We start from the raw sequence: 22,212 nt of genomic DNA, 5'->3' as shown, positions 1-22,212 counted from the left end.
CGACTCGCATAATATCCGGCTTCAACTCAAGGTACCCAGGCAGAGTGCTACCCGAAAACATATGACCCCCTTAACTATTTCTCACTACACCCTGACCAACGCACTCGGACGCGGTAGACAGGCTTCTATTGAAGCACTAGCTGCTGGATATAGCGGCTTGAGGCCATGTGACTTGGATAACGTTGATCTATCGACCTGGATTGGTCGCGTCCCGGGTCTGGAGGATATGGCCCTGGATGGCCTATCCACCGAGTTTGATTGCCGCAATAATCGTCTCGCTCAACTTGGACTGCATCAGGATGATTTCCTCGCTGCAGTCAATGATGCCACCGGCCGATATGGCGCAGACCGCATCGGCCTATTCATGGGTACCAGTACATCAGGCATAGCAGCTACAGAAGATGCCTATCGGCAACGTAGAAATGAGTGCCTACCAGCCGATTACAATCCTAAAAGTACCCATAACATAGCCTCTTCAAGCTTCTTCATCCGTCAATATCTGGGTATCAATGGACCGGCTATCACCATCTCCACCGCCTGTTCATCAAGCGCCAAGGTTTTTGCCGCTGCATATCGCTACATTTCCGCAGGCGTCTGTGATGCCGCAATCGTTGGCGGCGTCGATTCACTCTGCCTGACCACACTCTATGGATTCAATGCGCTCGATCTGGTCTCACCCGAACCATGCCGACCCTGGGATGCTCAACGCAATGGCATCAATATCGGTGAGGCTGCCGGTTTTGCGCTGTTGGAAAAAACCTCTGACGCCCCATCCGGCCCGATGCTGCTGGGGTATGGCGAAAGCTCTGACGCACACCATATGTCAACACCGCACCCTGAGGGAGATGGTGCACTCTATGCCATGCAACAGGCCCTGCAGCAAGCAGGGCTGAAAGCAGAAGATATCGACTATATCAATCTTCATGGTACAGCCACCCGCAGTAATGATGCTTCTGAGGATAGAGCGGTCTGCAGGCTTTTTGGCGATCAGACCCGTTGCAGCTCAACCAAGGGTTTTACCGGCCATACGCTTGGCGCAGCGGGCATCACTGAGGCGATATTCGCCCTGCTCTGTCTGGAAAAGGGTTTGCTGCCTCAAAATTTACAAACCGAGCAAAAGGATGAAGCGCTACAGGCAAACATACTTTTAAGTAGCGCAGAGGCTCCTCTCAGGCATGTACTCAGCAACTCCTTTGGTTTTGGCGGCAATAACTGCAGCCTGATTTTTGGAGTATCTTCATGATCAGCGTAGGCGTTCAAAATATCGGCCTTGTTGCCCAGGGTATTAACGACTGGCAGGAAGCAACCCGTCTACTGAGAGGTGAGGCAGATTATGCCGGGGGAGAGTTACCTCTTCTAAAGCCCTCCATGCTGAAACCGAATGAGCGTCGCCGTACGACCAAGACAATTAAGATTGCACTCCAGGCTGCAGAAGAGGCATTGCGCGACTATTCCGATAGTGAAGGCGTTCTCTCTGTATTCAGCTCATCTGAGGGTGATCTCGATATCATTGATCAGATCTGCCTTGCCTTGTCCCAGGAGGATCGCCCGGTATCTCCCACTCAGTTCCACAACTCTGTACATAACGCCCCGGCTGGCTACTGGTCTATCGGCTCTGGATCCCATCAGGGCTCAACCAGCCTGGGGGGACTAGAAGGCAGTTTTGCCACTGGCCTGATGGAAGCCGCCGTGCAGTGTGCAATGGAGAGACGAAGTGTGCTGATGGTCAGCTATGACCAGCCTCCGCCATCCCTACTGGAACCATTCATGCCCATTAGTGCGCCATTCGCCGTGGCCTTGCTGCTGACACCTGAGAGCGGTGGCGCAATCTCAAAATTGAACTTGGAATTGACTCCGGATGGCGAAGAGAGCCGAATGTCAGAGCCAGTTATGGAAGGGTTGCGTAGTTCAGCCCCTGCAGCGCGAAGTCTTCCATTGCTTGAGATGATTTCGAAACAAGCAACATCGAAAATTGTTTTGCCCTATCTCCCAGGTCTGAAGCTGCATGCGGAAACAGCACCATGCTAATTCATCCAATTGAAGGAGAGGAACTTTATACCCTACTCCCCCACTCCGGAGAGATGCGCCTCATCGAAAAAGTTGTCGATTGGAGTGAGCGTGAGATCGACTGTCGAACCCAAACCCATTTGATGCAAAGCAATCCTCTTCGAAGCAACAACCAGCTCTCGGCAGTGCATGCCGCTGAATATGGTGCTCAGGCGATGGCGCTGCATGGTGGGCTACTTGCCCGGAAGTCCGGTGAAACCCAACCTGGTGGCTATCTTGTCAGTTTGCGTGGTGTGAAACTCCACACTCAGCGACTAGATATACTCGATGGCCCGCTGATCGTTGAGGCAAAACAACTCCTGGCCGATTCAGGAAACATGCTATATGATTTCGCCCTCAGAACAGAGCGTACCCCTGTAGCAGAAGGAAGAGCAGCTGTGATTGTACATTCGGAGAAGAGTCAGTGAAACGTGCATTAATCACAGGTGGCAGTGGTGATATCGGCTCTGCAATCTGTCGACGCCTGAGTTCATCTGAAAACCACATTATCGTGCATGCGAACAGCAATCCCGATAGAGCTGAAGCCGTGGCTGAAGAGATTCGGCAATCCGGAGGCAGCGCTGAAACCTCTGTTTTTGATATCACGGAGAGAGTAGCGGCAGAAAAGGCCCTGGAGAAGATTCTTGAGTCAGGACCAATACAAATTCTGGTTCACAATGCAGGTATTCATGATGATGCCCCGCTAGCCGGAATGCAGCCGGAGCAGTGGAACCGGGTCATCGATGTCTCCCTGAATGGTTTTTATAACGTAGCCCAGCCTCTGATGCTGCCCATGCTGTCGACCCGTTGGGGAAGGGTTATCGCCCTATCATCCATTGCCGGGGTGATGGGCAACCGAGGTCAAAGCAACTATGCAGCCGCCAAGGCGGGTCTGCATGGCGCAGTCAAGTCTCTCGCACTGGAACTTGCCTCACGCAGTGTGACGGCAAATACAATTGCACCGGGTATTATTGAAGGCAGTATGGCCTCCTCAACTTTCGATAAAGAGACGATCAAACAGATAGTACCGATGAAACGCCCTGGCACCCCGGACGAAGTAGCCTCCCTGGTGGCCTTTCTTGCCTCTGATGAGGCGGCCTATATCTCGGGACAGATTATCTCAATCAACGGCGCAATGGCCTAAAGATGCGAACCGCAGTCGTTATTCCAGTCTACAATGAATCCGCCACCATACGGGAAGTGGTTTCTGCAGCATTGAAGCAGACAGACGATGTCATTGTTGTCGATGATGGCTCAGTGGATGAAACCCATAAGCAGCTGGATGATCTTAATGTTCATATTGTGCGCCATGAGCAGAACCAGGGAAAAGCCACTGCTCTGCAGAGTGGATTTGATCAGGCAGTGAAACTGAAAGTAGATGCGGTTATCACCCTTGATGGCGATGGACAGCACAGCCCTGGCGAGATTCCCAACCTGATCCAGGCGGCGCAGGAAAATCCTCGCTGCATTATCATTGCTGCTCGCCTCAAACAGCGCCACAACGCCCCCAAATTGCGCCTTTTTGCAAATCAATTCGCAGACTTCTGGGTCTCTTGGGCTTCCGGTTATCCCGTGACGGACTCCCAATCAGGCTTTCGCCTCTATCCTCTGGCTCTGCTTCAGGAGGTACACATAAATACCTCAAAAGAAAAAGGCTTTGTTTTTGAAAGTGAAATTGTGATTGAAGCGGCAAGCCACAGCTTTTATAGTGTATCTGTACCTGTCGAGTCGATATATCACGCAGGAAGGCGTCAGAGCCACTATAAACCATGGACAGATACTTGGCGTATCGTACGAATGATTGCCTGGCGATTGATCCGTAGAGGACTTTATCTCCAAGGCCTATTTCGAAGTCTCGGCATTTTGGCTGACCCACGCAAGCATGCTACATAGTGCCAATCTATGAGATGCAATCCTCGATATAATAATATGGTACAAAGAATTTATTTATAGAAACTACTATTGCAAGGGAGTCCCGATATGAAATTAGTCTCTTTTAGAAACCTGCTGTTCGTCGCTGTGCTGGCGTTTACCCTGGGCTTGATGGGGTGTCGTACAGAAGCGGTTTACAACGTTGAAGAGTCGCCAGTCAATACCATAGGCAAAACCTCTTCCACGAGTATCAAGAAAGCTATTATGTCTGCTGGTGCCGGCCTGGGATGGCGCATGAAGGAGGTGAAACCAGGTCATATCGTAGCAACCATTATGAAACGTGGCACCACTGCTGCTGTCGATATCCCATATAGCAAAAAGACCTATAGTATTGTTTACAAAAGCAGTAATGGTCTGAAATATGACGGTTCCAAGATCAACAAGCAGTACAACAAGTGGATCGTGAACCTGGACAATGCCATTCAATCACGTCTGATTGCCATGTAGTTTATCTCTACTCCGTGCCTTTACCGGCGCGGAGTAGATTTCCAGATAGAATACCTAAAACCAAGCCATGCAGTTTGACCCCGAACGAGGTGCTGTCGATTGGGATGGCCTGTGGACTTTTGCCCTCACCCTTCTGCTGGTATTTTTTGGTCTAGGTATTCCATTATTGATCAGCCTGGCCTATGTCTACCGAATCGCAAAAGTTACAGAGAGCCAGTGCCAATGCGAAAGCCTGTTGGTATTCGGGAAAAGATTGACAAAACAGGGGATCGATGAGGATTACCGAAGAAGACTGGAAAAAACTTTCAGCCTCATGCAAGCCCTCCCCGGATCTAAATTACTTTTGGTCGGTGGTATCGCGCCCGGAGATGATATCAGTGAAGCTCAGGCAGGTCGTGACTATCTGATCGAACAGGGAATTGATCAGAATCGTCTCACTCTGGAGCAGGAATCCCAGAATACCTTGGAAAATCTACGACACGCCAGATCCATGCTCGCTCAGAATGATGCCTATCCTGTGGCACTCATCAGCAACCGCTACCACTTAGCACGAATCGCTACCATCGCCTCCAGTTTGAGCCTACCCCATCAACTCTGTGCCAGTGAATCGACTCTTCAGTTCAGCCCGATTCTAATCCCTCGCTTGATCATCGAAGGCTGGTATGTACTTTGGTTTAATACGGGCAAAACCTGGTCCCATTTGATTCGAAGTAAACGGATGATAAACCGCATTACTTGAATCCATTCCGGGCAGTCGTGGAGATGCCCAGGAATGAGGTAAGAAAGCAGAAAGGCGCGGCTACCCGTATTGTTCACAAGCTTGAGCAACAATATCGACTGTCCGCTCATGATCCCGAACACATGGATTGTCACTATCCCAGACATATCCTGCAAGTACAGAGCAGATCTGCTGCTGCATCTCATCTGGCTTTACTGCGCTGAAAAAGATAGTCGGCAGACGATTGTCATACCAGGCTGTCACAAAGGTTCTGAAAGCATCCACACCCATCATCAGGTGGTCAGCATACTCTGTCTGCCAATCCGGTGACTCACCCTGCAGTTGACGTATCAGGGTTTTTGCCGCGCGATTTGATGATTCCAATGCTAGAGTCACCCCAGAGGAGAATACGGGATCGAGGAATTCAGTCGCATTCCCCATCAGTGCAAAGCCATCACCAAACAACTTTTTCGCCGATATGGAGTAACCATTTATACGGCGTACAGAGAAGGTAAACTCCGCATCCTTCAGGCGAGCTTGAGTATTTGGATTATCGTCGATAATAGCCCGCAATTTTTCATCTGGATCGGCAGGATAACGAGCAAGAAAATCTGGTTTCGCTACCACCCCTACCGAAGTCTTTCCGTTTGAAAATGGGATTATCCACATCCAGGCATTGTCCGGATCATTAAGGGAGCAGATCCATATCCGCCCTTCTGCTTCACCTTCGGGACGAATGTCTCCGGTCACATGGGTAAAGTAGGACTCACGAAGAGGGAGCATGGAGCTTTCATCAAGGTCCAACAGACGAGGCAATACTCGACCATAACCGCTGCCATCCAGAATAAAACGAGCACTCACAGTGGCTTCCTCGCCATTCTCATCTTTCAGCATCGATGTAGAACTGCCATCATCTGCAAATTTCACATCAGTGACACCGTGCCCCCAAAGAATCGGCACCCCGCGGGCCTCCACAGTTTCAGCCAATACCTTATCGAAATCCTCACGAGGTACCTGATAGGTATACTTCCACCCTTTGGTGAATTGCTGAGAGAATTGGAATGTGCAGGTCTCGTCACCCCGTTTAAAGACTGCACCATCCTTGACCATGAATTTTTGCTCCTGAATGGCACTGAGCAGATCCGCCTCTTCCAACAGATCCATACAGCGAGGCAATAAACTCTCTCCAATCACGAAACGGGGAAAACGCTGCTTTTCAACCAGCATACAATCGAAGCCGGCCTTCTGAATCAGGGCAGCAGCCGTGGAACCTGCAGGTCCGGCACCTATAATCAGCACATCAGTTTCATATGTCTTCATGATTTTCCTTCGATTGTTGACTCTTGGGCCAGGCTACTGGAATCTGAGGCCATACCAGGAATACTTCTTCATCCTGATGAACGAATCATGCCATCCCTGACAGTTCAATCTGACTGATACCACTCAGAACTCAAGCACCAAGCCGTGCTACTTTACTTTGTTTATGAACAACTTACCAGTGCCAGTAGAGAATAGCCTCGGTAAAATATTGCACTCTATTTTCACTCTTCATAAAACCTCAATCAACCCAGACACGAGCATTTCTGAACAGGCGTAACCAAGGTGCATCCTCTCCCCATCCATCCGGGTGCCAGGAGTGTTGAACAGTTCGAATCACCCGTTCAGGATGTGGCATCATGATGGTGACACGACCGTCGCTGTTACAAAAACCGGTCATTCCCTCCGGTGAACCATTGGGGTTTGCCGGATAACGACTAGCCACCTGGCCACTATTTTCCAGATAGCGCAAAGTCATCAAACCCTGGGCTTGATTCATCTGTTCCGGGTTACGGAATTCAGCCCGTCCCTCTCCATGGGCCACCACAATCGGTAACCGGGAGCCCTGCATACCAGCCAGTAAAATAGAGGGTGACTCGGTGACTTCTACTGTGACAAATCTTGCTTCAAATTGTTCGGAGCGGTTACGCACAAAGTGCGGCCAGTGCTCACTACCCGGAATCAGATCATGTAGATTGGAAAGCATCTGACAACCGTTACAGACTCCCAGCGCAAAGCTGTCTGTACGGTTGAAGAAGGCGTGAAAGGCCTCTCTGGCCCGTTGATTGAAAAGCACTGATTTGGCCCAACCCTCACCTGCGCCGAGCACATCACCATAGGAGAAGCCACCACAAGCCACCAAACCTTTAAACTGATCGAGACTGGTTCGACCTTCGATGATATCCGACATATGTACATCAACAGATTCAAACCCGGCTCTATGGAATGCTGCCGCCATTTCAAGTTGCCCGTTGACCCCCTGCTCTCTGAGAATCGCTATTGCAGGTTTGACGCCTGTGGAGATCATCGGTGCAGTAACATCCTCATCAGGATCAAAACTCAGACTGACCTGCACCCCTGGATCTGCCTCCTCAAGCCGCTGATACTCCTCATCGGCACATTGCGGGTTGTCACGTAGAGACTGCATCTGTCGACTGGTTTCAGACCATGCCTGTTGAAAGACCTTACGATCCTCTGCCAATACAGCACTGCCCGCCCGATTGAAAATAATTTGGTCATCGCTATTCAGCGTTCCTATCACATGACTGCAACGTCCCAGACCAGCATCACTGAGCAACTTCAAAACATCATCAGTATCGTTGTGACGAACCTGTATAACCGCGCCCAGCTCTTCGCTGAAAAGGATCGGTAGATCCTCATCTCCTAAATCATCGATGTCGATGGTAATGCCGCAATGACCTGCAAACGCCATTTCACACAATAGAGCGAAAAGACCACCATCAGAGCGGTCATGGTAGGCCAGCAATAGATCGTTTTGATTCAACTCCTGCAACAGGCCGAAAAAGCGTTTCAATGCCTCCGGATCATCAAGATCAGCACCGTGGTGACCAATCTCTGAGTAGACCTGGGCGAGTGCCGTTGCACCCAAGCGATTCATGCCTTTACCGAGATCGATGAGAATCAGGTCAGAATCCCCCAGGTCGCTGCGCAACTGAGGTGTTAAAGTCCGCCTGACATCAGAAACTGGCGCAAATGCAGATATGATCAGGGAGATTGGTGCTGTCACAGCACGCTCTTCACCCTGTTCTTGCCATACGGTTTTCATAGACATTGAATCTTTGCCAACGGGTATGGCAATACCCAGTGTCGGACAGAGCTCCAGACCTACAGCCTTTACCGTATCATAGAGTTTTGCATCCTCCCCGGCATGACCGGCAGGCGCCATCCAGTTGGCAGAGAGCTTGATATCCGAGAGCTTTTCGATGGAAGAGGCAGCGATATTGGTGATCGCCTCACCGATCGCCATCCGTCCTGAAGCCGGCGCATCCAACAGGGCCAACGGGGTTCGTTCACCAAGCGCCATGGCTTCACCGGTGTGCCCCATCAATCCTGAAGCAGTCACCGCCACATCAGCCACAGGCACCTGCCAGGGACCAACCATTTGATCCCGCACCACCATACCGGTGATAGAGCGATCACCTATGGTTATCAAAAAGGTCTTATTGGCCACTGTGGGTAGTTTCAGAACCCTCAGTGCAGCCTCTTTGATATCGATATTTGTAAAATCGAGTTCTTGTTTTTTAAAGGTCTTTCGTCGTACGTCTTTGAGCATGCGTGGCGGCTTGCCAAATAGCAGATTCATCGGTATATCGATGGGGTTATTATCAAAATGGGCATCACCTAATATGAGTTGCTGCTCATCCACCGCTTCTCCCACAACCGCATAGGGACAGCGTTCCCGCTCACAGATCGCTTTAAACTCCTCCAGTTTGGCCGCATCGACAGCCATTACATAGCGCTCCTGGGACTCATTGCACCAAATCTCCATGGGCGACATGCCCAGATCGTCATTGGGTACAGCCCGCAATTCGAAATGGCCACCCAGTCCTGCATCATGTACCAGTTCAGGCAGTGCATTTGACAGCCCACCTGCACCCACATCGTGAATAAAGAGCACTGGATTGCCATCTCCACGAGTCCAGCAGGCATCTATTACTTCCTGACATCGACGCTGCATTTCCGGATTGGAGCGCTGTACCGAGGCAAAATCGAGATCCTCAGCCGAGGTACCACTGGCCATACTTGAGGCTGCGCCACCTCCCAGACCGATTAACATTGCCGGACCACCCAGCACAACCAGCGGTGAACCCTTTGGAAAGGTGCTCTTTTCGATATGTTCCCGGCGGATGTTGCCCAGCCCACCGGCCAGCATGATTGGCTTGTGGTAGCCACGAATCTCCTGACCATCGGGACCAGGTACTTCAGCTTCATAGGTGCGAAAATAGCCGCACAGATTCGGACGCCCGAACTCATTATTGAATGAGGCGGCACCAATTGGCCCCTCAAGCATGATATCCAGGGCGGAGACGATCCGGCCAGGCTTACCAAAATCAAACTCCCAGGGCATTTCGCCATTGGGGATACGCAGGTTAGAGACTGAAAATCCGCATAATCCAGCTTTGGGTTTAGACCCCTTACCTGTCGCGCCTTCATCACGGATCTCCCCCCCGGAACCCGTTGCTGCACCTGGGTCAGGAGATATCGCAGTAGGGTGGTTATGAGTTTCCACCTTGATCAGAATATTGATCTCTTCCCGGCCATAGCCATAAGTCACCGTCTCTGGGTCGAGAACGAAGCGCTCTGCAGCTGGCCCCTGAATGACCGCTGCATTGTCCTTGTAAGCAGAGAGCACATCTTCAGGAGAGACCTCAGTGGTATTACGAATCATCTTAAAAAGAGAGTGGGCCTGCTCCTCACCATCAATAATCCAGTCAGCATTGAAAATCTTATGACGACAATGCTCGGAATTGGCCTGAGCAAACATCATAAGTTCCACATCGCTTGGATTGCGTTGCAGTGATTGAAAGCTATCCACCAGATACTCAATTTCGTCATCAGAAAGTGCCAGGCCCAAGTCACTGTTTGCTTTCTCCAAAGCATCCAACCCACCATCCAGCACATCGACTTGGTTGTATGGCGCGGGTTGCGCCTGTCTAAACAGACAGCTGGCATCTTCTGCATCAGAGAGCACAATCTCAGTCATACGATCATGCAGCACTGCTGCAGCCTTAACAACACGCTCGGCATCCAGCGGCTGCCCCTCGGCACTGAGATAGTAGGCAATCCCACGTTCAAGTCTCTGCACCTTTGCCAATCCGCAGTGATGAGCGATATCCGTTGCTTTGGATGACCATGGGGAGAGGGTTCCAGGCCGTGGAACCACCAGCAGTAGCGTCCCAGTGGGCTCTCTACTCGGCAGTGCTGGACCATAGCGCAGTATCGTCTGCAGAACCTGCTCTTCAGTTGGCTCGAGTGTCTGTTCCAGATTGGCAAAATGAAGATATTCAGACGCCACATCCACAGATATCTGCAGTTGCTCCGTGAGGCGGTTGGAAAGTTTCTGAAGACGGAAATCGGAAAGTGCAGGGGCGCCACGGAGAATCAACATCGTCATGCCTTTATCTAAAATTCAGGAAGTGGCTAATGATACTCGAAAAAGGCCCTTACCCACAGACTCTATTGGACTGTTTTGAGGATGCTGTTAATACCCTCGAGCAGGGAAAGGGTCGCCTGATTGACTATATTCCAGGCAAAAAAAAGGTAGTCCATCACCTCACAAACGAAACAATGGACTACCATGATTCGGCATATGCCGAAAGTTCTCCTCCATAGAGATCTGTAGAAACGGATAAAATCAATCGCATCACTCAAGAAATATTTCGAGGAGCGAAATGAAATTCCGCAATGTTAGTCCTTTAAAAGTCGCACTTTCCGATGGGGAATCGAATATAAGTGAACTAATAGATTAACTCATAGAGAGAGTCCTTATGGTGCTCAGGAACAGACGCTGAAACCATACTCTGTGAGTACTGATTGTGATTCGTATTGGGATTGCATGCAGAATAGCTGAGGCAAATTCCCTTTGAATGGCAGATTTAAGTCCCTCTTCCTGAAAAATCCGTAACGCCATGTTCAACATCACTGTTGATAGCCGCTAGCCTACTCCAGTTCAGAATAAGTTCAAGCTCTTAAACTGTGCACTTGATCAAAAAATAGAGATCTTTTGAGAACTACAGCACTCATTGAGGAATTGGGATATAGATCACACAGATAATCTTATCTGGCTCATATTGACTATTCTCAATGAAAGCAAAATGCAGGAATGGTGAAATACGATCAAGTCAGCTGGAAAAGCACTTCTTTTCTGGTGGCTTATCTCCTCCATCCTCCTTTGGTATAGCCGCTTCGACGAAATGACGAAGCGGTTTTTTTTTATCCACCTTCATATCGCAAACCAGGCCCAATAGCACTTTAGCAGCGAGACTCCATCAGCGGATCACTTTCAGCTCACAAACGACCATACATTTGCAATCTATGCCTTAAACGCATCTCGGTTTCAGGCTTGATCATATCCCACTCAAACCGCCATCCCCAGTTCCCCTCTGTGGTACCCGGGGTGTTCATACGGTGTTCACCATCGAGTCCCAGAATATCCTGAAACGGTAAGATTGCGAGATTGGCCCGTGAAGCCAATGCCGATCTGATGAGTGGCCAGGGCATTACCTCCCTCGGTTTACCCAGGTAGTCATCAACAAATTCCCGGGATGCGTCGTCCAACGCTTTATACCAGCCCAACGTCGTGTCGTTATCATGGGTGCCGGTGTAGACAACAGAGTCTGTTGTGTGGTGGAAAGGTAGATAAGGGTTATCAGCCCCCCCAGAGAAGGCAAACTGCAGAATTTTCATTCCAGGCATACCATATGACGTGCGCAAGGCATCAACCTGTGGAGTAATAACGCCTAGATCCTCGGCAACCAGCTCCAGATGAGGTAGCTTCTCGAAAAGCAGACCAAAAAAAAGATCTCCCGGCGCCTCCACCCAATGTCCATTTTCCGCTGTCTCTTCCTCAGCAGGGATCTCCCAATAGGCTTCAAAACCTCGAAAATGATCGATTCTTAAAAAATCAAAAAGAGTAGCTTGGGCCTTGAGTCGATCGACCCAGAAACTAAAGTCATCCAGCTGCATCTTTTCCCAGCAATAGAGCGGATTTCCCCAGCGCTGCCCGGTCGCAGAAAAATAGTCGGGCGGAACACCTGCGACAACTCTTGGATGTCCGTCTTCCATGAGATCGAAAATCTCTCGATTAGCCCATACCTCTGCACTGTCATGAGCAACAAAAATCGGTACATCACCGAATAACAGCACACCTTGCTCATTGGCATACTGTTTGAGACACATCCACTGTGTATAGAACAGATACTGCTCGAAACGCACATACTCGATGGCATCTTTCAAACGAGCCCTCGCCATAGCAAGCGCTTGAGGTTCACGATCCCTCAGGGGTTTGTACCAATCCCACCAACAAGCCTTCTCTTCCAGGCTCAATGCCTGGAAGAGTGCATAATCTTCTAACCAATGTTTGTGTTCAGCAATAAAACGTTGATATTCGTGACGCTCCTCCTCACTGGCACACTCATTGAATCTGTCGCAGGATTTTTTTATCGCCTCGGATTTGTCTTCATCGCTAATCGTTTCACCTGGCGCTTCATTCAACCAGCCCCGTTCCAGAAGCATCTCCAAACTGATCAATCTGGGATTTCCCGCATAGACCGAACTGCTTTGATAGGGCGAGTTATCATGCATTGTCGGACCAATCGGCAATATCTGCCAAACAGTCATGCCGGATGCAACTAGAAAGTCGACAAAACAGTAGGCACTACTCCCTAGATCACCGACAGGACCCGGTCCCGGTAGAGAAGTAATGTGCAGCAGAACACCAGCTCTTCGGGAAGTCAGCAAGCGATGAACAGGTTGAAGCTGCGGATCTTCGGCTTCACTCATACGATTTTCTCATCGACATACCCCCATGATTCTGAGCAAAGATTCAGTCATTCTTTTTCATCACTCCACCCTGAACTGGTGCGCCATTGCCCACTGCAAAAACCTTGGTGAGATAGTCTGGTATGGGCTCACCCAACAACTCAAAAAGATGTGACAGCTGACTTCGAAATAGCTGCTCAAAATCGCTCACTGTAGATTCAGGATTGTAATCCCCAAACCACCAAAACCAGTCAGAGCCTTCGCAGATCGCCAGCTGTTTTTCGATCTCCTGGAGCTGTTCATCAGAAAAAGTTTTACTTTCCAACACTGCGTCGTAGGTCTTTTTAGCTTCTCCCAACATATCCCAGGCACGGTTCTTGTCCCGATCGCCTATCCAGGTTGTAAAGGTGCCATAGACCCAGCTGCCTCCCACGACCTTCGATAATCTTGGGGAGAGCTTTTTCTGTCGCTCCAACACCTCGGAAAACGTGGTCAGATTTAAACGGGGATGCTCAGAAAGTCTCTTATACATTGCACTAAGGAAATAACTGCCATTGTAGGGATAGTACTCCCAGGCATTTTCACCATCCATAATGATAGAGACCACAGCATCTTCGTCACCTTCACAGGCATCCGCAATATTTACCAGGTGATTAATAAAATCCCCTACTGCGTCATCGGCATGCCACTCACCATAGGTAAAACCGATCAGGTCTGATAGTCCATCATCACGAAAGAACATATTGAGATGCCCTTCCTGCACATGATATGGGGAGTGAACCCAGTTATCGGGCAGGGGCGTGTCCCCTCCTCCAGCCATCAGACTGTTACTGAGTACCTGCTGACCTGTTGCAGCCCAGGTGAAGCCCTCCTCTTCCAGCATTTTAACAGTCGCCTCACTTACACCACCCTCAGATGGCCAACATCCATTTGGTCTGAAGCCAAAATGTTTTTCAAATACTTCCAAACCCTTACGTACATGCCATCGTGCACGTGACTCACCTCCAGGGTATTGCTCCAGTTCGGGCATGTGTATGGAAGGTAAAGCCTCTTTGGCTGCATCCATATCGATCATTAAAGGAATGATCGGATGGGCATAGGGGGTCACAGAAAGTTCCACATTGCCACTTTTCGCTAGTTCAGCATAGCGACCAGGCAACCCTTTCAGAACTTCCCCGATCAACTCCATCATGCGTCGACGATCGTCATTATTGTATCCATGCCCTTTTGCCTGCAGTGATCTGACACGGATATCATTTACCCGCTGGCACTCTCCCACCCAAGCCAAGTGGTACCAGACAAGAAGATCGATCAAGCACTGGTCATTCAGATAGCCAACCATCTTGTCATTTTCCAGTGTATGCTTAACCAGATCCGCCAGTTCATTGAAATGTTTGAAACGACCAATTAAACGTTGCTCATTGGCCCTCAAACAGGCACTGGCCAGTGCTTTGCGAGATTCATCATCAACTGGAAGTCCGGGGCCTGCCAAAGCAGCAAGCAAGGGGTCTTTTATCAGACGCCCCCGTGTTAACCAAGCCTGAATCTGTTCACTGTAATCGTCAATCTGCTCAAGTAATACAGGTGCGAAATTCACCACAGCCTTGGCATTAGGAACATGTTCAAGATGCGCTGCCATGTCGGAATAATCCTTTAATCCGTGCAGGTATACCCAGGGTAAAAGATAGTCACTACCCTCTGGCCCTTTGTAGTAGGGCTGGTGCATATGCCAACAAAAGACTATTTGCAGGCGATTGTCCTGCTTCTTGCTACCTGACATGGTGTAAAACCTGACCCAGCATTTCCGGAGTCACCAATACAACACCCTTTTCACTTACATAAAATCGTTCAACATCAGACTCTGGATCTTCTCCGATAATCGTGCCTTCTGGAATATCGCAACCCCGGTCGATTACAGCCTTGTTGATTCTACAATTTCGCCCAATATTGACATCAGGCAGAACAACGGTCTCATTCACTGTGCTATAGGAGTTAACCCGTACATTGGAAAACAGTAGTGAATTGGTCACCTTAGCCCCGGATATTACACACCCCCCGGAGACCATCGAGTCAACCGCCATACCACGACGCTCTTCGTCATCGAAGACAAACTTAGCTGGAGGCAGTTGCTCCTGATAGGTCCAGATTGGCCAACTGCGATCATAGAGATTCAGTGGTGGAGTGACACCGATCAATTCAAGATTCGCTGTCCAGAAGGCGTCAATGGTACCGACATCCCGCCAATAGGCCTGCTTACCACTACTTGAGTCTGTAAATGGATAAGCATATACCCGATATTTTTCAATTACCTTGGGAATGATGTCTTTACCAAAATCGTGAGAAGATTGAGGTGTATCAGCATCCCGGATGAGTTGTTCGAAGAGAAACTTCCTGTTGAACACATAGATACCCATGGAGGCCAACGCCAGATTGTCGTGTCCGGGGATTGGTTTTGGATCTGCTGGTTTTTCAGCGAATTCACTTACCCAGTTGTCTTCGTCCACCGTCATCACACCGAACTCCTTGGCGCTCTCCAGGTCAACGGTCAAACAACCTACAGTCATATCGGCACCAGATTCAACATGTTCGGCAATCATGGTGCCATAATCCATTTTGTATATGTGGTCACCCGCCAGAATCAGAACATAATCGGGATTATGGCTACGCAGAATATCCAGATTCTGATAGACAGCATCAGCAGTACCCTCATACCAACTGCTCTCAATACGCTGCTGAGCTGGGAGTAGTTCTACGAACTCACCGAATTCGCCGCGCAGAAAATTCCACCCTCGCTGTATATGAAGCAGCAGTGAATGTGCCTTGTACTGGGTTAAGACACCAACCCGTCTTATACCCGAATTAATACAATTGGATAGTGGGAAATCAACAATACGAAATTTGCCGCCGAATGGAACTGCAGGCTTAGAACGCCATTTAGTCAGGTGCTTAAGCCTGGAACCGCGTCCCCCCGCTAAGATCAGCGCAAGAGTGTTTCTTGTCAATCGACTGACAAAGCGCTGGCTCTGGTCTATCATCGAGTGTTCCTCCATAGCCGGGTTGGCCAACTTTATTAATGCCAAAACTGTTCGTTTAGATTCGCCAGCACTCAATGGATTGAGCCTGACCAACCCAATAAGTGATCACAGGCAAAGACCTCGACCTGGATCATGTAATTTACAAGCCAAGTCCTGGACTATGGTAACATCATGTTACCTTCAAGGCGTACTGAAAGAAGTAGGTTTTCTCAACGATGACTACCAAAATGACAAACACAATCACTGAAGCCATGAAACGTATTAACGATGCGCGTCATCATGACCCTTTTGAGGTACTTGGCAAGCATGTAAAAGATGGCGTTTGTCAGATTTGCCTCTTCTTGCCCCATGCTGAACAGGTCCGTTTAGCAGGGACACAGCAGGAAATATCCCGGGTGAAAGGTACAGATTTCTTTTTAGAGTCTCTACCAGCTAACCAGGTTGAAAAGAACTATCTGCTGGAGTGGCAGGATAAATTTGGTCAAACACACCAATCCCATGATCCCTACAGCTTCGAAGCTCAACTACCTGAGTTTGACCTGCACCTCTTTAAAGAAGGGAAGCATCGCCACATCTACCGGGTATTTGGCTCACATCCACATAAAGTCAATGATATCGAAGGGGTTCTTTTCGCAGTATGGGCACCCAATGCAGCCCGGGTCTCTGTGGTTGGAGATTTCAACCAGTGGGATGGTCGCGTACATAGCATGCGATCCAGGGGAGGATCAGGCGTTTGGGAGTTGTTCATCCCAGAACTCGAGCCAGGCAGCTTCTACAAATTTGAAGTACGTACCCAAGAGGGTCATATTTCACTGCGCACAGATCCCTATGGCAATTTCTTCCAGCAACGTCCTGAGACCGCTGCGGTGGTCATCTCTGACGACCAATATGACTGGCAGGATGAAACGTGGATTCAAACACGAGCCACAACCAATTGGCAGCAGCAGCCCATGTCTGTATACGAAATTCACCTTGGCTCCTGGCGTAGAGATGGGCAAGGTAATTTTCTCAATTACAGAGAACTCGCCCATCAACTATGCGACCATGTAAAACCTATCGGTTTTACCCACATTGAGCTGCTCCCAATTACCGAACATCCATTTGATGGTTCCTGGGGTTATCAGACCACCGGCTATTTTGCCCCCACCAGTCGCTTTGGCACACCGGATGATTTTCGCTATTTCGTAGATCATCTGCACAAAAACGGAATTGGCGTTCTGCTTGACTGGGTGCCGGCCCACTTCCCAAAAGATCGACATGCTCTAGCAGAATTTGACGGCACAGCACTCTATGAACACGAAGACCCAAGAAGAGGCGAGCATCGTGACTGGGGCACATTGATTTTCAATTTTGGTCGAAATGAAGTTCGTAATTTTCTTATTTCAAGCGCTATTTACTGGCTTGAAGAGTTTCATATCGATGGCTTGCGCGTCGATGCCGTAGCCTCCATGCTCTACCTGGACTACTCTCGTGAACCAGGGGACTGGTTACCCAACCAGTATGGCGGCAGAGAGAACCTGGAAGCTGTAGATTTCCTTCGTGAACTGAATAGTGTGACCCATGATCTCCATCCTGGCACCATGATGATCGCTGAAGAGTCCACAGCCTGGCCACAGGTCTCCCGACCCACTTGGCTGGGAGGATTGGGATTCAGCATGAAGTGGAATATGGGCTGGATGCACGACACCCTCTCCTACATGTCACAGGACCCGATATACCGCCATTACCACCATGACTTGTTGACCTTTGGTCTACTCTACGCATTTACAGAGAATTTCGTGTTGCCCTTTTCTCATGACGAAGTAGTGCATGGTAAGGGGTCGATGATTGACAAGATGCCTGGAGATGACTGGCAAAGGTTTGCCAATCTTCGTCTGCTCTATACCTATATGTTTACCTATCCTGGCAAAAAACTACTTTTCATGGGTAGTGAATTTGCACAGGGGCGTGAATGGAATGATGATGAATCACTTGACTGGCATCTGCAGGAACTCCCTCAGCACGGAGGTATCAGTACTTTACTGACTGACCTTCACAAGCTCTACAAAGAGATCCCATCACTGCACCAGGTTGAGTTCGAATTTTCCGGATTCGAATGGATCGATTGTCATGACAGTTCTCAATCCATTCTCAGTTATATCCGTAAAGATCGAGATGGCAATGAAATACTTGTCGTGCTCAACTTCACACCAGTCCCCAGGGATGATTATCGAATTGGTGTCAATCAAGCGGGAGAGTACAAAGAGATAATGAATTCTGACTCGGAATTCTACGGTGGGACAAACATGGGTAACGGATCAATACTGGTATCAGGAGATACTCCCTGGATGGGTCGAGATCAATCTATCACCCTGACCCTACCCCCTTTGGGCGCCATTATTTTGAAACGAATGCCATAACAGCAACAGTAATCCCTTGAACATCAGGGGATTACACAGCATTCTAATCTACACGGTTAACCCTGGGTGTCGTTAAGGCTATGTTCTGGTTATTAACCCGGCGACTAATAGTACAAACCAAGAACCAAGCTCAGGGCTTCTTCAGCCGATGGCGATGAAAGTAGTTGATCAACCCATTGGTTGAGCTGTCATGGGTCAGTTCGTTTTGCTCTTCCATTAACTCGGGCAAAATCACTCCAGCCAGCTGTTTCCCCAGCTCAACGCCCCATTGGTCGAAAGAGTTGACGTGCCAGATCATGCCCTGAACAAAAATCTTATGCTCATAAAGCGCGATTAAAGATCCCAAACGTGAGGGTGTAATCTTGTCGATCAACAGAGTATTACTGGGGCGATTCCCAGGAAATATCTTATGCGGCAGCAGGTCGACAATCTTCTCAGCCTCCATACCGGCCTGTTCCAATTCCTGCCGAGCCTCAGCTCGGGTCTTCCCCTTCATCAGGGCTTCAGTCTGGGCGAGACAGTTGGCAAACAGCTTTTGGTGATGGTCACTTGATTCATTTTGACTGTTTACCGGAATAATGAAATCACAGGGGATAACCTGAGTTCCCTGATGGATAAGCTGGTAGAAGGCGTGTTGCCCATCAGTTCCCGCTGCGCCCCAGATGACAGGCCCTGTTGCATACTCCACAGGCCTCCCCAGGCGGGTAACCCGCTTACCATTGCTCTCCATATCGGCCTGTTGAAGATAATCAGGTAGATATCTCAGAAATTGATCATAGGGTAGTATCGCTTGGCTGCGAAAGTCAGCGAAGTTGACATACCAAACCCCTAACAGGGCCATGATAACCGGCATGTTTTGGGAGAGATCAGCATGCAGAAAGTGCTGATCCATCTCATGTGCACCCTCTAAAAGCTCATAGAATTGCTTCATTCCAATCGCCAGGGCAATGGGTAGTCCAATTGCTGACCAGAGGGAATATCTACCCCCAACCCAATCCCAGAACTCGAACATATTTTCTGTATCTATACCAAATTCAGAAACCGCTTCAGCATTGGTTGAGACAGCAACGAAATGGCGTGCTACAGCAACCGGATCCTTGACCCTGTCGAGTAACCACTGCTTGGCAGTCAGCGCATTGGTCAAGGTCTCTTGGGTGGTAAATGTCTTGGATGCAACAACAAACAGCGTCGTCTCTGGATTCAACGTTTTGAGGGTATCGAGAATGTGGCTGGCATCGACATTCGAGACAAAATGAACCCGTAAGTCGGGGCTTTGATACGACTTCAATGCCTCACATACCATTAAGGGCCCGAGATTCGAGCCACCAATGCCAATATTCACCACATCGGTTATGGCTTGACCTGTGTATCCTTTCCAGGAACCGGAACGCACTGATTCAGTAAAACCTGCCATCTTCTCCAGTATGGCGTTTACGCTGGGCATCACATCTTCGGCATCGAACCAGATTGGATGGTTACTACGATTTCTGAGTGCGACATGAAGTACTGCTCTGTCTTCTGTGATGTTGATCCGCTCACCAGAAAACATACGTCTGCGCCAACCATCCAGATCCACCGAATTGGCCAGTCCCAGCAACAGGTTCATGGTCTGCTTAGTAATCCGGTTCTTGGAATAATCGAGCAGGATTCCGCACTGTCTGATCGACATCTGCTCAGAGCGCTCAGGTGTCTGTTGAAACTGGTCGCGCATCTGAACTGCTTCCATCTCCTTCCAGTGCGCTTGCAGAGCCTGCCACTCGTCCGTTTGATCTATCTCTATCATGTTCGTTATTTTCTTATCGTCTTATTGGGGTCGATGATACTCACTGAATTTGCGGGATAGTAAGAATATACTCGCTACAGATCAAGGAAGAGCCGGCAAAATCACCAACGACGGCTCACTTTGCTGGCTTAGTTCCGCATACTAACCCGGAATGACAACTGGATATACTGTTGAAGCTGATAACTGATTAATCTCGGGTAAATACTCTGGTTTCATCACTCAACCCTTCCCATCATGACACTTTAATTTTAAGGCTCCCTTACCAACAGATAAAATCTGTGTTGGTAATGAATACCCAATACATGGCATCGTAATAACCAGGCGACCAAATAGTTTACTCTCAGCCGAAGCGTGCCGACCTAAATTTGGCCTTATTCGGCTGCCAAGGAGATAATATGGTTGCGAAATGAATTGAAAAAGTGATTACATTGCACTTTTAAGCAGTAATATTTTTGGATAGCGAAGAATAATGAAAATCCTCTATGCCAGCAGCGAAGTGGTACCTCTGATCAAGACTGGTGGTCTGGCAGATGTAGCCGGCAGCCTGCCTGCGGCACTTAACCATATTGGCATGGACTGTCGCCTGATTGTACCCGGCTATCCAGAGGTAATTGAAAAAGCGGATGGTATTAATAAGGTTGCAGATTTGAAGCTGGGAGATGACCAGGCCAGCCTGCTTTATGGTCGTTGTGGCTTGCATCAGGTTCCAATCTATATTGTCGACGCCCCCCACTGGTTTAATCGTCAGGGCAATCCATACCTCACCCCGGAAGGTTACAGCTGGCCTGACAATGCTGATCGATTCGCACTTTTTTGTCGCGTTGCCGCTGCTGTGGCTCTAGACAATGCCAAACTCGATTGGAAGCCTGACCTGGTTCATGCCAATGATTGGCAGACGGGGTTGATCGCACCACTGCTGACTCCACATGCAAACAGACCAGCCACACTGTTTACAATCCATAACCTGGCTTACCAGGGTCTATTTGATAAAGCCACTTTCCTGCGATTGGGTCTGGACGACTCTCTATGGACCCATCACGCACTTGAGTTCCACGATCAACTCTCTTTCATCAAAGGGGGCATCGCTCTATCTGACCGGGTTAATACAGTCAGCCCAACCTACGCTGAAGAGATTAAAACTGCAGAATTCGGCTATGGATTGGAGGGATTATTACAGCACAGGGAGAGTCATTTCAGTGGCATTCTCAATGGCATCGATTACCACGAATGGGATCCACAGTCCGACCCCCACATCGATACGACCTATTCAACCGACAGTTTTCTGAGAAAACAGAGAAATAAACTGGCACTGCAGAGTGAGTTCGGCCTGCCGGAAGACGAACATATTCCACTCTTTGGCTATATTGGTCGTCTGGTCGATCAGAAGGGCGTCGACCTAATCCTGCAGATATTGCCAGGAATAATGGATTCAGGTGCTCAGTTGGTCATGTTGGGCTCAGGTGATAAGGGACTACAAACTGCACTTGAGAAGATCAGCAATCGCTATCACAGCCGTGTTGGAGTGACCATTGGCTACAATGAAGGCCTCTCTCATCGTATTGAGGCAGGATGCGACGCTTTCTTGATGCCATCCCGCTTCGAACCCTGCGGGTTAAACCAGATGTACAGCCTGAGATACGGTACAGTACCTATAGTACGGCGCACTGGAGGACTGGCCGACAGTGTGATCAACGTGACACAAACTACACTGGCAACTGGCACTGCCACTGGTTTTGTATTTGATAATGCTGACGCTAGCAGCCTTTGGGGGGCCTTTGAGAATGCAATCGACTTCTATCGCCGCTCAGGCAGTGACTGGGACATTTTAGCTATGAACGGGATGGAACAGGATTTGAGCTGGGAAGCCAGTGCGCAACACTATCTTGACCTCTACCGTACAGCAATAGATGACCCTGGACTCTAACTCCCCCGTCAGTATCCAGCAAAATGGTCTATAGGCCGAATGGCACTTACTTAAGCCGTTTTGGTGGGGCAGGGCCCCACCCTACCGTTCAATTCAGGGCGTAGGGTGGG

Annotated in this window: 15 protein-coding genes; 9 read left to right on the top strand and 6 right to left on the bottom strand. The window is 49.2% G+C overall.

Translation table 11 applies throughout. The features are described from left to right. Positions 1–61: 61 nt before the first annotated feature. The 7 genes from AC4IE7_RS14130 to AC4IE7_RS14100 all read left to right on the top strand — a co-directional run bounded on the left by AC4IE7_RS14130 (position 62) and on the right by AC4IE7_RS14100 (position 5,164). Complete coding sequence (locus tag AC4IE7_RS14130; protein ID WP_490777493.1) at positions 62–1,243, top strand: beta-ketoacyl-[acyl-carrier-protein] synthase family protein; 1,182 nt, start codon at positions 62–64, stop codon at positions 1,241–1,243. Continuing rightward, positions 1,240–2,028: a beta-ketoacyl synthase chain length factor gene (locus tag AC4IE7_RS14125; protein ID WP_490777492.1), complete on the top strand. Its 789-nt coding sequence runs from the start codon at positions 1,240–1,242 to the stop codon at positions 2,026–2,028. The genes AC4IE7_RS14130 and AC4IE7_RS14125 overlap by 4 nt, the downstream gene beginning before the upstream one ends. After that, entirely contained in the window at positions 2,022–2,474 is a 453-nt protein-coding gene (locus AC4IE7_RS14120; RefSeq protein ID WP_490777491.1) for a hotdog family protein, read from the top strand. The genes AC4IE7_RS14125 and AC4IE7_RS14120 overlap by 7 nt, the downstream gene beginning before the upstream one ends. Next, a complete protein-coding gene (gene fabG / locus AC4IE7_RS14115) occupies positions 2,471–3,190 on the top strand; it encodes a 3-oxoacyl-ACP reductase FabG (protein ID WP_490777490.1) in 720 nt (239 codons plus the stop codon). The genes AC4IE7_RS14120 and fabG overlap by 4 nt, the downstream gene beginning before the upstream one ends. A 2-nt stretch (positions 3,191–3,192) precedes the next feature. Next, on the top strand, positions 3,193–3,939 hold the full coding sequence (locus AC4IE7_RS14110) for a glycosyltransferase family 2 protein (protein ID WP_490777489.1): 747 nt from the start codon (positions 3,193–3,195) through the stop codon (positions 3,937–3,939). A gap of 87 nt (positions 3,940–4,026) precedes the next feature. Beyond that, on the top strand, positions 4,027–4,425 hold the full coding sequence (locus AC4IE7_RS14105; protein ID WP_490777488.1) for a hypothetical protein: 399 nt from the start codon (positions 4,027–4,029) through the stop codon (positions 4,423–4,425). 67 nt (positions 4,426–4,492) lie between these two features. Further along, positions 4,493–5,164, top strand: a complete 672-nt coding sequence (locus tag AC4IE7_RS14100; protein WP_490777487.1) for a YdcF family protein — start codon at positions 4,493–4,495, stop codon at positions 5,162–5,164. Between the two features lie 60 nt (positions 5,165–5,224). Here AC4IE7_RS14100 and AC4IE7_RS14095 read toward each other — a convergent pair whose 3' ends face one another. The 5 genes from AC4IE7_RS14095 to glgC form a co-directional block, all read right to left on the bottom strand. Next, the gene (locus AC4IE7_RS14095; RefSeq protein WP_490777486.1) at positions 5,225–6,463 is read right to left on the bottom strand and encodes an NAD(P)/FAD-dependent oxidoreductase; all 1,239 of its coding nucleotides are present in this window, start codon (positions 6,461–6,463) and stop codon (positions 5,225–5,227) included. Between the two features lie 238 nt (positions 6,464–6,701). Continuing rightward, positions 6,702–10,589 carry a phosphoribosylformylglycinamidine synthase gene (gene purL, locus AC4IE7_RS14090; protein WP_490777509.1) on the bottom strand — a complete coding sequence of 1,296 codons (3,888 nt, stop codon included), beginning with the start codon at positions 10,587–10,589 and terminating at the stop codon, positions 6,702–6,704. 899 nt (positions 10,590–11,488) lie between these two features. Next, positions 11,489–12,982: a 4-alpha-glucanotransferase gene (gene malQ, locus AC4IE7_RS14085; RefSeq protein WP_490777485.1), complete on the bottom strand. Its 1,494-nt coding sequence runs from the start codon at positions 12,980–12,982 to the stop codon at positions 11,489–11,491. A 43-nt stretch (positions 12,983–13,025) separates the two neighbouring features. Beyond that, entirely contained in the window at positions 13,026–14,741 is a 1,716-nt protein-coding gene (locus tag AC4IE7_RS14080) for a glycoside hydrolase family 57 protein (protein ID WP_490777484.1), read from the bottom strand. Beyond that, the gene (gene glgC / locus AC4IE7_RS14075) at positions 14,731–15,996 is read right to left on the bottom strand and encodes a glucose-1-phosphate adenylyltransferase (protein ID WP_490777483.1); all 1,266 of its coding nucleotides are present in this window, start codon (positions 15,994–15,996) and stop codon (positions 14,731–14,733) included. Before glgC ends, AC4IE7_RS14080 begins: the two co-directional genes overlap by 11 nt. A 227-nt stretch (positions 15,997–16,223) precedes the next feature. Here glgC and glgB point away from each other — a divergent pair, with 227 nt between their 5' ends. Beyond that, entirely contained in the window at positions 16,224–18,395 is a 2,172-nt protein-coding gene (gene glgB / locus AC4IE7_RS14070) for a 1,4-alpha-glucan branching protein GlgB (protein ID WP_490777482.1), read from the top strand. Positions 18,396–18,525: 130 nt separating this feature from the next. Here the strand turns inward: glgB and pgi are convergent, their stop codons facing one another. Then, positions 18,526–20,178: a glucose-6-phosphate isomerase gene (gene pgi / locus AC4IE7_RS14065; RefSeq protein WP_490777481.1), complete on the bottom strand. Its 1,653-nt coding sequence runs from the start codon at positions 20,176–20,178 to the stop codon at positions 18,526–18,528. A gap of 469 nt (positions 20,179–20,647) precedes the next feature. Here pgi and glgA point away from each other — a divergent pair, with 469 nt between their 5' ends. Next, complete coding sequence (glgA, locus tag AC4IE7_RS14060; RefSeq protein WP_490777480.1) at positions 20,648–22,102, top strand: glycogen synthase GlgA; 1,455 nt, start codon at positions 20,648–20,650, stop codon at positions 22,100–22,102. The last annotated feature ends 110 nt before the right edge of the window (positions 22,103–22,212 follow it).

The sequence above is a fragment of the Candidatus Thiodiazotropha sp. AKAK3 genome (assembly GCF_058244645.1).
Note: the sequence above shows the minus strand (reverse complement) of the source record. Positions and strands in the feature narration are given on the sequence as shown.